General features: G+C 69.1%; 14 protein-coding genes. 5 read left to right on the top strand and 9 right to left on the bottom strand.

What is annotated here, in order from left to right:
• Positions 1-34 precede the first annotated feature (34 nt).
• Complete coding sequence (locus LPH33_RS21245) at positions 35-511, bottom strand: VOC family protein (RefSeq protein ID WP_229565883.1); 477 nt, start codon at positions 509-511, stop codon at positions 35-37.
• A 181-nt stretch (positions 512-692) separates the two neighbouring features.
• Between LPH33_RS21245 and LPH33_RS21240 the strand changes: the two genes are divergently transcribed.
• Positions 693-1,694, top strand: a complete 1,002-nt coding sequence (locus tag LPH33_RS21240) for an IS481 family transposase (RefSeq protein WP_229565881.1) — start codon at positions 693-695, stop codon at positions 1,692-1,694.
• Here the strand turns inward: LPH33_RS21240 and LPH33_RS21235 are convergent.
• Together LPH33_RS21235 and LPH33_RS21230 are read right to left on the bottom strand one after the other, a co-directional pair.
• Positions 1,691-2,860 (bottom strand): zinc-dependent alcohol dehydrogenase, encoded by a 1,170-nt coding sequence (locus LPH33_RS21235; protein ID WP_229568427.1) that lies wholly within the window; start codon positions 2,858-2,860, stop codon positions 1,691-1,693. The two genes, LPH33_RS21240 and LPH33_RS21235, sit on opposite strands and share 4 nt — an antisense overlap.
• A complete protein-coding gene (locus LPH33_RS21230) occupies positions 2,860-3,426 on the bottom strand; it encodes an SRPBCC family protein (protein WP_019290874.1) in 567 nt (188 codons plus the stop codon). The genes LPH33_RS21235 and LPH33_RS21230 overlap by 1 nt, the downstream gene beginning before the upstream one ends.
• A gap of 448 nt (positions 3,427-3,874) precedes the next feature.
• On the opposite strand from LPH33_RS21230, the gene cysK reads away from it, so the two are divergent.
• Together cysK and epsC are read left to right on the top strand one after the other, a co-directional pair.
• Positions 3,875-4,810, top strand: a complete 936-nt coding sequence (cysK, locus tag LPH33_RS21225) for a cysteine synthase A (protein WP_033096318.1) — start codon at positions 3,875-3,877, stop codon at positions 4,808-4,810.
• A gap of 8 nt (positions 4,811-4,818) precedes the next feature.
• On the top strand, positions 4,819-5,397 hold the full coding sequence (gene epsC, locus LPH33_RS21220; protein WP_006552687.1) for a serine O-acetyltransferase EpsC: 579 nt from the start codon (positions 4,819-4,821) through the stop codon (positions 5,395-5,397).
• Positions 5,398-5,486: 89 nt separating this feature from the next.
• Here epsC and LPH33_RS21215 read toward each other — a convergent pair whose 3' ends face one another.
• The gene (locus LPH33_RS21215) at positions 5,487-6,935 is read right to left on the bottom strand and encodes an aldehyde dehydrogenase (RefSeq protein WP_229565878.1); all 1,449 of its coding nucleotides are present in this window, start codon (positions 6,933-6,935) and stop codon (positions 5,487-5,489) included.
• A 114-nt stretch (positions 6,936-7,049) separates the two neighbouring features.
• Positions 7,050-7,529: a nucleoside deaminase gene (locus LPH33_RS21210; RefSeq protein WP_160874109.1), complete on the bottom strand. Its 480-nt coding sequence runs from the start codon at positions 7,527-7,529 to the stop codon at positions 7,050-7,052.
• A gap of 110 nt (positions 7,530-7,639) precedes the next feature.
• Here LPH33_RS21210 and LPH33_RS21205 point away from each other — a divergent pair, with 110 nt between their 5' ends.
• Positions 7,640-8,041, top strand: coding sequence for a hypothetical protein (locus LPH33_RS21205; protein WP_088899662.1), 402 nt, complete (start codon positions 7,640-7,642; stop codon positions 8,039-8,041).
• A 32-nt stretch (positions 8,042-8,073) separates the two neighbouring features.
• Here LPH33_RS21205 and LPH33_RS21200 read toward each other — a convergent pair whose 3' ends face one another.
• From LPH33_RS21200 to LPH33_RS21190, 3 genes are all read right to left on the bottom strand, one after another.
• The gene (locus LPH33_RS21200) at positions 8,074-8,505 is read right to left on the bottom strand and encodes a CBS domain-containing protein (protein ID WP_172415080.1); all 432 of its coding nucleotides are present in this window, start codon (positions 8,503-8,505) and stop codon (positions 8,074-8,076) included.
• A gap of 106 nt (positions 8,506-8,611) precedes the next feature.
• Positions 8,612-9,514: an ROK family protein gene (locus LPH33_RS21195; RefSeq protein ID WP_229565876.1), complete on the bottom strand. Its 903-nt coding sequence runs from the start codon at positions 9,512-9,514 to the stop codon at positions 8,612-8,614.
• A gap of 22 nt (positions 9,515-9,536) precedes the next feature.
• Entirely contained in the window at positions 9,537-10,292 is a 756-nt protein-coding gene (locus LPH33_RS21190) for a class I SAM-dependent methyltransferase (RefSeq protein ID WP_160874215.1), read from the bottom strand.
• Positions 10,293-10,458: 166 nt separating this feature from the next.
• Here LPH33_RS21190 and LPH33_RS21185 point away from each other — a divergent pair, with 166 nt between their 5' ends.
• Complete coding sequence (locus LPH33_RS21185; RefSeq protein WP_229565874.1) at positions 10,459-11,688, top strand: glycosyltransferase family 4 protein; 1,230 nt, start codon at positions 10,459-10,461, stop codon at positions 11,686-11,688.
• On the opposite strand, the gene LPH33_RS21180 is transcribed toward LPH33_RS21185, so the two are convergent.
• Complete coding sequence (locus LPH33_RS21180) at positions 11,599-13,350, bottom strand: hypothetical protein (protein ID WP_229565872.1); 1,752 nt, start codon at positions 13,348-13,350, stop codon at positions 11,599-11,601. The genes LPH33_RS21185 and LPH33_RS21180 overlap by 90 nt on opposite strands.
• Positions 13,351-13,356: the final 6 nt, after the last annotated feature.

Genomic DNA, 13,356 nt, shown 5'->3' with positions numbered 1-13,356 from the left:
CCGAAGGGTGCTCCGTGGGCAACTGCTTTACACCTCACGCGTTCTGCGTTGCCGCCCACTCGTCGAGCCGTCGCTTCGCTTCCTCCGCGGGCACGCTCTCGACCCGCGTCATCACGGCCCACCGATGACCGAACGGATCGAGGATCGACGCGAACCGGTCGCCGGTGACGAAGGTCGACGGTTCCTCGAACACCCGGGCACCGAGGGCGACGGCCCGCGCGAACACGGCGTCGGCGTCCGCGCAGTACAGCACGTACGAATGGTCGACGTCGTTCGTTCCGCTCGGCGCGTGCAGGCCGATGCCGGGATGGGGATCGCTCAATTGCATTCGGCCGTTGTCGAAGTCGAGCTCTGCGTGCATCACCGTCCCGTCGGGGCCGTCCATCCGCTCGACGACGGTCGCTCCGAACGCGTCGCAGTAGAAGTCGATCGCGCGGGAGGCACCGTCGACGACGAGGAAGGGGGTGAGGGAGGTGTATCCCTTGGGGATGGGGTTCACCGAATTCGTCATGGCGCCAGTGTCGGACGCCGACCGTGCGCTCGTATTGAAGAAATCCGACCGGTGACGACCTAGGTGTTGCGGGTCATGACGTTGTAGACACCGGAACGAGGGGCTGACGAAGGCGGACGGGTCTTCCGGCGGCAGGATGGGAAGTACCACCAACTCATCCGCCGAACGAAAGAACCCGTCCGTGCTCCACCGTAACGCCCCGCTGTCCGTCGAAGGTCGCCGCCGTCTCGTCGAGCGCTGCCAGACCCGCCCGCTGTCCCATGTCGCCGCCGAGATGGGGATCTCCCGGGCCTGCGCCAGCAAATGGATGGCCCGCTACCGTGAACACGGCGAACTCGGTCTGCTCGATCGTCCCAGCGTTCCGCACCATCAGCCCACCGCGACTCCGGCCGAGACCGTAACGCGGATCGAGACACTGCGGCGGAGCCGCAAGTGGTCCGCCGCTCGTATCGCCCACGAACTGGGCGCCGACGGCATCAGCATCTCGGTGCGTACCGTCAGCCGGCACCTCGCTCACCTCGGCCTGAACCGGCGGAAATTCCTCGATCCGAACGGCGAGAACAATCGCCAGCCACGCCGGATCATCGCCCGCTGGCCCGGGCATATGGTGCACGTCGACATCAAGAAAGTTGGCCGTATCCCCGACGGCGGTGGCTGGCGGGTCCACGGTCGTGGCAGCGAGCAGGCGAAGAAGGTCGACCGCGCCAAAACCGCCGGCGCCCGCGCCGGCTACGTGTATCTGCATTCGGCGGTCGACGGATTCTCCCGTCTTGCCTATACCGAGGCGCTGTCCGACGAGAAAGCCGTGACGGCAATCGGGTTCATGCACCGGGCGCGGGTGTTCTTCGCCGCCCACGGCATCGTGCACATCCACCGGGTCGTCACCGACAACGGGTCCTGCTACCGGGCGAAGGACTTCGCGAAGGTACTGCACGGTGGCCGGCACCAGCGGATCACCCCGTACACGCCTCGTCACAACGGGAAGGTGGAGCGCTACAACCGGATCCTGGCCGAGGAGTTCCTCTACGCCCGCGTCTGGGCCAGTGAACGGCAACGCGCCCAGGCGCTACTAGTGTGGAATGTGCACTACAACTATCATCGCCCGCATACTGCCGTCGGTAACCGACCGCCCGCGAGCAAACTCCGGACCGGTGTCACCAACGTCATGGCCTCATACACCTAGGGGCGGAAGACCGCGCGCAGGCAGTCGTCCTCCTTGTTCTTGAACATCTCGTAGCCGCGTACCGCGTCGGTGAGCGGAAGGTCGTGCGTCATGAGCCAACTCGGGTCCAACCTGCTCTCGAGGACGTGTTCGAACAGGGTGGGCATGTACCGCTGGCCGTGTTGCTGCGCCGTCCGCAGGGTCAAGCTCTTGTTCGTCAGCACCGCCATCGGGAACTTGTCGGTGACACCGTAGATGCCGAGCACCGACACGACTCCGCCCTTGCCGCAGGACAGGATCGCCTCGCGCAGGGAGGTCGCGCGGTCGCTCTCCATCCGCAGCGCCTGCTTGACCTTGTCGTAGGCCTGCATGACGCCGGTTCCGTGACCCTCCATGCCCACAGCGTCGATGCAGGCGTCCGGTCCGCGTCCGCCGGTGCTCTCGCGGAGCGTCTCGTAGACGCTGTCGACCTCGGCGTAGTCCACGGTTTCGGCGCCGACCTTCTTCGCGGCGCGGTCGAGGCGGTCTCGGAAACGGTCGATCACGATCACCCTGTCGGCGCCCATGATCTTCGCGCTTGCTGCGGCCATGAGACCGACGGCGCCGGCGCCCCAGACCGCCACGGTGTCGCCCGGGGTGATGTCGCAGAAGTCGGCGCCCATGTAGCCCGTCGGTACCGCGTCCGACAGGAACAGGGCCTGTTCGTTGCCGACACCGTCGGGGATCTGGAAGCAGTTGACGTCGCCGAAGGGCACGCGGATGTACTCGGCGTGCGAACCCTGGTACCCGCCGAAGGGATGGGTGTAGCCGTAGATTCCGCCGGTGGGATAGCCCAGCACGGGTTGCTGCATCGCGGCGTTCGGGTTGGTGGTGTCGCACACCGCGTGCAGGCCGTCGGCGCAGTACGGGCACTTCCCGCATCCGATGAACGACGGCACGACCACCCGGTCGCCGACCCGCACGTTCGTCACCTCCGGGCCGGTGTCGACGATCTCGCCCATGAACTCGTGGCCGATCACGTCGCCCTCCCGCATCCCCGGCAGGTACCCGCCGAGGAAGTGCAGATCGGACCCGCAGGTCGTGGTGAGGCGGACCGCCACGATCACGTCGTGCGGGTTGACCAGGCCGGGATCGTCGACCGTCTCCACCGACAACTCGTTCACCCCCATCCAGCACAGGGCTCGCATCACGCGTCTCCTTCCGATTCACGGGCACTCGGACTGCCCTGCAGGGTGGGGATCTCACCGGTCTGCATGAGAGCCCGCGCACGGTAGAGCGCAGTGAAGGTCAGGGCGCCGGTGACGAGATCGGGGACGGGAACCTCGGCGCGCAGGGTCATCTCGGTGCCGCCCCGGGGCGCGTCGGACACCGCGAGCACTACGCGCGGACCCGGGGTGTCCGCGTCGTCCTCGCCGACGAACGCGAGTCCTTCCGAGGTGACGTCGACGCGGGTGTCCCAGGTCGTCGTCCCGCCGGGGCTCTCCCAGGTCCAGCGCAGTCGGTTCGCTTCGACCGTCTCCACCCGGACGTGGTCGCCGAAGACTCTGCTCAGGTTCTCGGGATCGCGCCAGAACTGCATGACCTGTGCGCGCGGAGCCGCGACGGTCACCGTCTGCGGTTTCCGAGCGTCGACGGGCCGGTCGACGGCGCGCCGGACGAATCCGCCCACCGAGCGACCGGCGTCGTCGATCGCCCTGTTCGCGTTCTCCACGACTCGGCTCGCGTTCTGCACGACTCTGTTGAAGTCGACCACGGTCGTCTCCTTGCTCGGATGCTCGGGTCGGTGTTCGGTGTTCGGTCTAGTCAGGGTCTTCCGCGTTTCGGCGTCTGTTCGGCGACACCGTGCCGTAGCGGGGGGTGATCGTCCACTGTGCTTCGTCGAGTGCACGGATCCTCGGCGCGAGCGTGCCCGGCGCCAGTTCGTCGTAATCGGGGGCGGGAAGATCGTGACGACTCATATGGTCGGCTACCCGTGCTCGGTGGCCGGGCAAACCCGGTCGAGCCGGTCCGAAATCTCGCGGGGCACGAACCCGTCGAGGCCGGGCCGGGCGACGACACGCCGACTCGCCGGGGAATAACGACGGCGTACGGATACGTTCGTACATCGATGGGCCCGCCGAGTCGTCCGATGACGGCGAAATGGTGCAATAGATCGAGACCGCGACCCGAGCCGCCGTGTGTGGCCATGAGGAGGATCGAGCATGAGCAGGATCTACGACAACGTCACCGAGCTGGTCGGACGGACCCCGATCGTCAAGCTCAACCGTCTGACCGAGGGAGCCGGCGCCACCGTCGCCGCGAAGCTCGAGTTCTACAACCCGGCCAACAGCGTCAAGGACCGCATCGGTGTCGCGATCGTCGACGCCGCCGAGAAGTCCGGTGAGCTGAAGCCCGGCGGCACCATCGTCGAGGGCACCTCCGGCAACACCGGTATCGCGCTCGCCATGGTCGGCGCTGCGCGCGGCTACAAGGTCATCCTCACGATGCCCGAGACGATGTCGACCGAGCGTCGCGTGATGCTCCGCGCCTACGGCGCCGAGATCGTCCTCACCCCCGGCTCCGAGGGCATGAAGGGTGCCGTGGCGAAGGCCGAGGAGATCGTCGCGAACACCGAGAACGCGATCCTCGCCCGCCAGTTCGGCAACCCCGCGAACCCGGAGATCCACTACAACACCACCGGTGAGGAGATCTGGAAGGACACCGCCGGTGAGGTCGACATCTTCGTGGCCGGCATCGGTACGGGCGGCACCATCACGGGCGCGGGCCGCAGGCTCAAGGAGTACAAGCCGGACGTGAAGGTCGTCGGTGTCGAGCCGGTCGACTCGCCGATCCTCAACGGTGGCGAGCCCGGACCGCACAAGATCCAGGGCATCGGCGCCAACTTCGTGCCCGACGTGCTCGACCGCGAGGTCTACGACGAGATCGTCGACGTGTCGTTCGAGGATTCGATTCGTATCGCGCGCGATCTGGGCACCCAGGAAGGCATTCTCGGCGGCATCTCGTCGGGTGCGATCGTCTGGGCGGCCCTCGAGCTGGCGAAGCGTCCCGAGAACGCCGGCAAGCTGATCGTCGCCGTCGTCTGCGACTTCGGCGAGCGCTACATCTCCACCCCGCTCTTCGAGCACATCCGGGACTGATCGCCGTCGTGGGTATCCTGCACACTCTCCGGGAGGATCTGCAGTCGGCGCGCGGCCACGATCCGGCCGCGCGCAGCGACGCGGAGAACGCCATCGTCTATTCGGGGCTGCACGCGATCTGGTCGCACCGCATCGCGCACCGGATGTGGCAGGTGCCCGCCTTGAAGGGACCTGCGCGGATCCTCGCGCAGTTCACCCGGTTCCTCACCGGCATCGAGATCCACCCCGGCGCGACCATCGGCCGGCGCTTCTTCATCGACCACGGCATGGGCGTGGTCATCGGTGAGACGGCCGAGATCGGCGACGACGTGATGCTCTACCACGGCGTCACGCTCGGCGGCCGGTCGCTGGCGAAGGAGAAGCGTCATCCGACGCTGGGCAACCGTGTCACCGTCGGGGCGGGGGCGAAGGTCCTCGGCCCGGTGGTGATCGGGGACGACAGCGCGATCGGCGCCAACGCCGTGGTCACCCACGACGTGCCGGCGGATTCGATCGCAACGGGTATCCCCGCGACCGTCCGGTCCCGCAAGAAGCACGAACCGCTCGTGGATCCGACGACGTACATCGATCCCGCGATGTACATCTGAGGTCGCGTCCTCCCGAAACACGAAAAAAAGGGGAGGATATGTGCGAGTTCTCCGACGAGAACGCACATATCCTCCCCTTTTTCGGGGGATCAGCCCTCGTAACCGAGCGGGTACAGCACCGACTTGGTCTCGCAGTACGCCTCGACGCCCTCGGGACCGTTCTCGCGGCCGATGCCGGAGTTCTTGTAGCCGCCGAACGGCGAACCCGGATCGAATGCGTACCAGTTGATTCCGTACGTGCCGGTGCGCACGCGTGACGCGACCTCGAGACCCTTCTCGACATCGGTGGTGTACACCGACCCGGCGAGGCCGTAGTCGGAGTCGTTGGCGATCTTCACGGCCTCGTCCACGCTGTCGTAGGGGATCACGCAGATGACGGGTCCGAAGATCTCCTCACGGGCGATGGTCATGGAGTTGTCGACGTCGGCGAAGATCGTCGGTTCGACGAAGTAGCCCGTCTCGATGCCCTCGGGGCGACCGCCGCCGAGCACGAGACGCGCGCCTTCCTCCTTGCCCTTGGCGATGTAGGACTCGACGCGATCGCGCTGCTTCGCGGAGATCAGCGGACCGAGTTGTGCGCCTTCGGTATCGGGCAGTCCGACGGGGAAGAAGGCCGCGGTCGCGGTCATCTTCTCGATCACCTCGTCGTAGCGCGACCGCGGCGCGAGGACGCGGGTCTGCCCGACGCAGGCCTGACCGGTGTTCATCAGGCCGGACATCACCAGCATCGGCATCGTCGAATCGAGGTCGGCGTCCTCGAGGATGATCGCTGCCGACTTGCCGCCGAGTTCGAGCGAGCAGCGCTTGAGTCCGCGCGCGGCGATCTCACCGATGTGACGACCCACGGCCGTCGAACCGGTGAAGGTGATCTTGTCGACGTCGGGGTGTGAGACCAGGTACTCGCCGGTCTCGGCGCCACCGGGAACGAGTGAGAGGACGCCCTCGGGAAGTCCTGCCTCCGTGAGGATCTCGGCGAGGACGTTCGTCGTCAGCGGCGATTCGGGAGCGGGCTTGAGGACCACCGTGCATCCGGCGAGCAGGGCAGGTCCGAGTTTGTTGATCATCAGGAACAACGGCACGTTCCACGCGATGACGGCGGCGACGACGCCGACTGGTTCGCGGCTGACGCGGCTGCGACCGAACAGGCCGGTGCGCTCCTCGACCCACGGGAACGAATCGGCAAGCCCCGCATAGTAGTTGATTGTGGCCAGGCCCGACGTCAGCTGCATCATCTCGACCGAGGCCGGCGGCTGGCCCATCTCCGCGGTGAGCGAGGCGCCGATCTCGGCGCGACGCTCCTCGATGAGCTTTGCTGCCTTGCCGAGGATCTCGGCGCGCTCGCTCGGGGTGGTGCGCGACCACGGACCTTCGTCGAAGGCCGTACGGGCGGCGGACACTGCGGCGTCGATGTCCTGCGGTCCCGCGACGGGCACGGAACCGACGCGCTCTTCCGTGGCGGGGGAGAACACTTCGAGTCTCTCGTCGGTCGACGGTGCCACCCATCGGCCGCCGATGAACAACTTGTCGTAGTCGGTCATGTCGCTTCCTCACCTGGCTGTGCTCGTGTATCGGCCGTATTCGTGTGACCTCGAACACTAGAACACGTTACAACTATTGACCAGGGGGTGACCAGACCGGATGGGACAGGAAGACTAATCCCCGAGATGGCAGCGACGGTGCAGGAGCCGAATCTCCTGCTCGAGTTCGGGCGCGGGTCCGTCGACGACGGCATCCGGCACGACCTCGCGGATCGGCAGCGGACGGACCGGTGCCGCCGGCACGCCCATCTCACCCAGCCACCGGACGAGTTGTTCGGAGGACGCCGCGTAGACGATCCGCCCCAGGCCGACCCAGCCGTGCGCGGCCGCGCACATCGGGCAGTGCTCACCGGAGGTGTAGACGGTGGCGGTGGCACGCCGGTCGGGTTCGAGATGTTCGGCCGCCCATCGCGCGAGCGCGAACTCGGGGTGCCGGGTGCGGTCGCCGCCGGCGATACGGTTGCGGTCCTCGGCCAGGACCGTGCCGTCCGCGTCGACGAGCACCGACCCGAACGGCTCGTCGCCGGCCGCGACCGCCTCCTCCGCGAGTTCGACGCACCGCCGCAGGTGTTGCAGATCCGTGTCGTTCACCATGGATGTCTCCTTCCTCCCTCGGCTGCACAGTAGGGCGGGGGAGGAGTCGGGTGGCGCGAATCGGCGACCGTCACCACACTGGAGGGTGCCCAACGGTCAGGAGACATGACATGGCGGAGAACAATCCGTTCGGGTTCGATCCCGAAGATCTCGACCGCGTGGTGCGGGAAGCCGGTGAGGAACTGCGGGAACTGAAGGACCGCATCTTCTCGTTCCTCGAGCCGCCGGTGGCGCCGACGCGCACGCAGCCGCGGCCCGAGACCACCGGCGAGAAGGGCGACGGCGTCTGGGTCGTCTACACCACCGACGACGACGGTGTGGCCCGCGTCGACCAGGTCCATCGCACCGAACTCGACGCGCTGCGCACGCTCAAGGGCAACACCGACCCGCGACGCTCGGTGCGGTTCCTGCCCTACGGCATGAGCGTGAGCATCCTCGACCGCCCGAGCGCCACCGAGGAGAGTGCCCCCGGGGACACCGCTCCCGACGACGCCGCGACCGGCGAGAACTGATCAGTTCTCAGCTGCCGTCGTGGAACGACAGGTCATCCACCATCGTGGATGTACGAGGCGAGCTGGTCGCGTTCGGTCTGTAGTTCGTCGATGCGGCTCTTGACCACGTCGCCGATACTGACGATCCCGACCAGCTGAGCGTCCACCACGACCGGCAGGTGCCGGATCCGTTGTTCGGTCATCGTCTCGGCGAGACTGTCGACCGAGTCGGTGGGCAGGCAGGTCGTCACCGTCCGGGACATCAGTTCGTGTGCCGGGGCGGCGAGGATCGACGGTCCGCGTTCGTGGAGGGCGCGTACGACGTCGCGTTCGGTGACGATCCCGGCGACGGTCTTGCCCTCGCACACCACCATCGCGCCGATGTTGAACCGCGCGAAGTCGCCGATGAGCTCGCACACCGTGGTGTCGGGCCCGACCGTGTGCACCGCCGAACCCTTGTTCCGCAAAATGTCAGCAATCCGCATCCGGTACCGCCGATCTGCTCGCAGAGCATCCCGGCGGCCCGCCACCGGTTTCCGCCGGGACTCCGATGTGGTCCTCAGGGTAGGCCGGAAAGCCCGGTGTGCCGGGTCAGGTTATCCAGTCGTGACCTGCGGCGACGATCGATGCGCCGGTGAGGGTGCCCAGGGCGTCGAGTTCGGCGGGGACGATCTGCAGGTCCTGCACGAACCGCAGGCGGGCGTGCCGGGCCGCCGACGCCAGCATCGGCCGCCACAGGTGCCCGCCCGACTGCGCGAAGCCACCGCCGACGACCACGCGTCCCACATCCACAAGGGCTGCTGCCGACGCGATGACCTGGCCCAGTGCCGTTCCCGCCCGCTCGAGTGCCGCGGCGGCGACGCCGACCCCGGCCTCAGCGTCCGCGGCGAGCGCGACACCGTCGGGGCCTTCCCAGCCGTGGGCGCGGGCCCAGCGCACCGCCGACGGGCCGCTCGCCACGGTCTCGATGCAGCCGACGCCGCCGCACGCGCACACCGTCGTGCCGTAGGGCGAGACGACGTGCCCGATGTGACCGGCGTTCCCGGTGCGGCCGCGCACGATCCGGCCGCCGAGCACGAGACCGCCGCCGATACCGGTGCCGAGCACGACCCCGAGCAGGTCGGCGACATCGCGGCCGGCTCCGAAGCGCTGTTCGGCGAGGGTCGCGGCCGCGCCGTCCATCACCAGATCGACGCGGGCGTCGGGGAACACCGAACGCACGGCGTCGACGAGTGCGAAGCCGGAACTCCACTCGGAGATGTTGATCGGGCAGATCGTCCCGGCGTTCGTGTCGACCGGTCCTGCCGCGGCGATCCCCACGGCGGTCACCGGTCCCTCACCGATCTCGGCGACCTCCCGGAGCAGTCCCGCGCACGCGCCCCACACGTCCTTCCGGGGGACCGGCACGGATCGGGCTTCGAGCGGGGTGCCGTCGTCGGCGGCGACGGCCGCGGCGAGCTTGGTGCCGCCGACGTCCAGGGCCAATGCGGTCATGGCGACGACACTAAGCGACGGGTCAGCGTCGCCGCAGGACCAGGACCAGGTTGCTGACGAGGAACTCCCGGACGCCGGGCACGTTCACGAGCCACCACGCCCAGTTCGGGTGGTAGCGGGGGAAGGCCGCGAGCAGTTCACCGTCGGGTGTCGAACGTGCCCAGCGCAGACCGTCGGTCGCGCCGACGTCGAACAGCGACACCCCGTACCGGTTCTTCGGCTCCCTGCCGTGTTTGCGGGCGTAACGCCGGGCCGCGTACTCGCCGCCGAAGGCGTGCCACGGGCCGGTCTCGTGCCCTCCGAACGGCCCCCACCACAGGGTGTACGACAACACCATCAGTCCGCCGGGCCGCGTGACGCGCAGCATCTCGTCGGCCATCACCCACGGCGTCGGGACGTGTTCGGCGACGTTCGACGAGAAGCACACGTCCACCGATCCGGTGCGCAGAGGCAGTGCCAGGCCCGAGCCGCGGATCGCGCCGCCCACCTGCAGGCCGGCGGCGTGCATCTCCGACGGGTCGGGCTCGATCGGCACGTAGCGCGAACCCACCTCGGTGAACGCGTCGGCGAAGTAGCCCGGTCCGCCGCCGACGTCGACGACCGTGGTGCCCGTCAGATCGGCGCCGGTCAGACCCGTGTAGAGATCGCCGATGAGGTCGACGGTGTCGCGCGCGAGACCGCCGTAGAACTTCTCGGGTGCCGTCTGCTCGAACCGGAAGCTGCCGAGCAACCCCACGGAGCGGCGCAGTGTGGCGCGGCGGGCGAACAGCCGGGTCACGTCGGTGCGGGGTCGGGTCGTCGATGGCACGTCCAGTCACCTTAGTGCGGGCCTCGCACTCGTCCCTCACCTGTCGCCGACCGGCACCCGCTACTGTGTCCCTGTCATCGTCCGAGTCACATCTGCCCGGCCGGGTGGTCGAGTCGACATACAGGGGGGTCACCGCGTGCGGGAGGTTCTGCTGCTCTGCTGGCGCGATAGCGGGCATCCGCAGGGTGGTGGCAGCGAGCGGTATCTCGAACAGGTCGGGGCACAACTCGCGGCGCGCGGCGTCCGCGTCGTCCTGAGGACCGCCTCCTATCCCGGAGCTCCCGAGCGCGACCGGATCGACGGCATCACCGTCAGCCGCGGCGGGGGACGGCTCACCGTCTATCCCCGCGCGCTCGCCGCGATCCTCGCGGGCAGATTCGGTGTCGGCCCCCTCGCCGGTATCCGTCCCGACGCCGTCATCGACACCCAGAACGGCATCCCGTTCTTCGCCCGGCTCGTCGCCGGCGCGCCTGTCACGGTGCTCGTGCACCACTGCCACCGCGAGCAGTGGCCGGTCGCGGGCAGGCTGATGGCCAAGCTCGGCTGGTGGATCGAGTCGTCGCTGTCGCCGCGTGTGCACCGCCGCAATCAGTACCTCACCGTCTCCCTTCCGTCCGCCGACGAGCTGCGCGCTCTCGGCGTCGACCGGGAGCGGATCGCCGTGGTCCGCAACGGTGTCGACGCCGTCCCCGCCGGTGTCGCGGTGGGTGGCGACGACACGCGCACGGCCCACCCGAGCGTGTGCGTGCTCTCGAGGCTGGTGCCGCACAAGCAGATCGAGGACGCCCTCGCCGCGGTCGCGGCGTTGCGCGGCACCGTCCCGGGTCTGCATCTCGACGTCATCGGCGGTGGCTGGTGGGAGCAGAACCTCCGCGATGCGGCCGCCGAACTCGGCATCGGCGACGCCGTCACCTACCACGGCCACGTCGACGAGCAGCGCAAGCACGAATTGCTCTCCCGCGCCTGGGTTCACGTGATGCCCTCGCGCAAGGAGGGGTGGGGTCTCGCGGTGGTCGAGGCCGCCCAGCACGGTGTGCCCACCATCGGCTACCGCAGCTCCAAGGGACTGACCGACTCGATCATCGACGGCGTGACCGGTGTGCTCGTGGACTCACCCGCCGAACTGACCGCCGCCGTCGCCGATCTGCTCGCTGACGCCGACCGTCGTCGTCAGCTCGGCAACAAGGCCCGCATCCGCGCCGGCGAGTTCTCGTGGGAGGCCACGGGGGAGGGCGTGCACGAGGTCCTGTCCGTCACGACCTTCGGGCACACCGTCTCAGGACTGTTCCCGCGCGCCGACGAGCCGTCGACGCTCGCCGACCCGCTGCCCGAGCGCGCAGCCAGCGCCGCCGGCCAGTACCAGTAGCCACACCACGTGCGTCCCGATCGCCAGGGCGCGGTTCGGTGACGGAGTCGAAGTGACTCCTTCCACCCGGTACAGGCTCAGATCCTCGTCCTGATAAGCGGTCTCGAGCGCGTCGAGTGTGCTCTGCGCGTCACCGAGTTCGCCCGGCGTGCCGTGCTCGACGAGCACCCAGCCCACCCCGCGCGCGGCGAGCGCACTCGGGTCCGCGCCGGACAACAGCAGAGCTTCGACGTCCTCCGCGCGACGACCCTCCCCGGCGACACTGCCCTCGGCGACGATCAGGGTTCCGGTCTGCAGGACGTCGGCGCGCAGCATGCGCGGGGACGGATCGAGCACCGGTACGGGCCCGGAGAAGTCGAAGACCCGGAACATGCCCGCGGGCAGCACCGCCACGTCGCCGTCGTCGGCCGTGACGATCTGCGAGACCCTCTCCCAGCCCGACGGATAGCGCACGGGTTGCAGTTGTCCGCTCACACCCCAGACCAGGTCCGGCAGCGCAACCAGCACGGCGGCGATCGCGGCCGTCGCCCAGACCGGTTCGGGCGCCGCGAAGCGCCGCGCGAGGACGGTCGTGCCGGCCGCCGCGGCGAGCGCGTAGGCGGGCATCGCCCACGCGACCCACTTCTGGGTGTCGCGCAGCAGTCCCGCGCCGGGCACGTTCACCATCGCCCATTCGCCGACGGCGAGGCCCGGGCCGGTCGCGGCGAGGGCGATGGCGAGCACCGCGAGGACAGCGGGCACCACGACCGCGACGATCACCGGATTCCTGCGTCGCCGCCACAACGCCGGCACCCCGCACGCCACCACCGCCAGCAGCAGCAGGGTGCCCATCAGCGCCCATGCCGTGGTGCGCGAGGTGGGGACGGCTTCGGCGTTCCAGATCCCGCCGAGTCCCGCCACCGAACCGATCGTGCCGAGCAGCGGTTCGGCCCGGGCGGCGAACGCGCGCACTCCGGCCGGGTCCGCTTCGGTGCCGCCACCGGCGAGCGCCGTCGCGACCAGCCACGGCAACGACACCGTGACACCCAGCGCGAGCGCGCCGCCCACGCGCGGCGACACCCGCGTCCGTCCACCGGGGGCGACGAGGACGGCGCAGGCCGTCACGATCGCCAGCAGGGCGCCGGTCGGGGTCGGTCCCGCAGCGGCCAGACACACCGCGAGCGCCGCCCACCCACCGCGCCTGCGTCGCCGGATCGCGACGGCCGCGCAGATCGTCCACGGCAGCGCGGCGTATCCGGCGAGCAGGCTCCAGTGCCCCTGCAGCAGCCGCTCGGCGACATAGGGATTCCAGATCGCGACCGTCGCCGCGACGAGCCGGGCGCCGGTTCCGCTCGTCGGCAGCACCACCGCGACCAGCCGTGCCGCGCCCCATCCCGCCGCCCACAACGACGCGGCGAGCAGCGCCGTGACCGCGACACCACCGTCGACGACGGTGCTCACCCACGCCAGCAGGGCGTCCTGCGGCACCGCACGGGCGGCGGCGTCGGACAGACCGAGGGCGGAGTCGGTGAGGAACGATCGGGGAGTGCTCACCGCATCGCGGAAGAGCAGGTAGCCGGGGGAGACGAGGAACGGGCCGAACACCGCGACCGTGAGGACGAGGGACCAGACCGCCGGGAGAGCCGCCGTCGTGGACATGCGGGACGACTCCGGGCGGGACATGGCGGC

It is taken from the genome of Rhodococcus sp. RDE2 (assembly GCF_020885655.1).
GTDB lineage: Bacteria > Actinomycetota > Actinomycetes > Mycobacteriales > Mycobacteriaceae > Rhodococcus > Rhodococcus pyridinivorans.
The sequence above is the reverse complement of the archived record's forward strand: the minus strand, read 5'-3'. Positions and strand labels throughout refer to the sequence as shown.

What these genes read in the sequence shown, in the direction of transcription:
- LPH33_RS21235 (WP_229568427.1), bottom strand. Translation starts at nt 2,860, where the DNA reads ATGCGAGCCCTGTGCTGGATGGGGGTGAACGAGTTGTCGGTGGAGACG.
- cysK (WP_033096318.1), top strand. Translation starts at nt 3,875, where the DNA reads ATGAGCAGGATCTACGACAACGTCACCGAGCTGGTCGGACGGACCCCG.
- LPH33_RS21210 (WP_160874109.1), bottom strand. Translation starts at nt 7,529, where the DNA reads ATGGTGAACGACACGGATCTGCAACACCTGCGGCGGTGCGTCGAACTC.
- LPH33_RS21245 (WP_229565883.1), bottom strand. Translation starts at nt 511, where the DNA reads ATGACGAATTCGGTGAACCCCATCCCCAAGGGATACACCTCCCTCACC.
- LPH33_RS21200 (WP_172415080.1), bottom strand. Translation starts at nt 8,505, where the DNA reads ATGCGGATTGCTGACATTTTGCGGAACAAGGGTTCGGCGGTGCACACG.
- LPH33_RS21205 (WP_088899662.1), top strand. Translation starts at nt 7,640, where the DNA reads ATGGCGGAGAACAATCCGTTCGGGTTCGATCCCGAAGATCTCGACCGC.
- LPH33_RS21215 (WP_229565878.1), bottom strand. Translation starts at nt 6,935, where the DNA reads ATGACCGACTACGACAAGTTGTTCATCGGCGGCCGATGGGTGGCACCG.
- LPH33_RS21180 (WP_229565872.1), bottom strand. Translation starts at nt 13,350, where the DNA reads ATGTCCCGCCCGGAGTCGTCCCGCATGTCCACGACGGCGGCTCTCCCG.
- LPH33_RS21195 (WP_229565876.1), bottom strand. Translation starts at nt 9,514, where the DNA reads ATGACCGCATTGGCCCTGGACGTCGGCGGCACCAAGCTCGCCGCGGCC.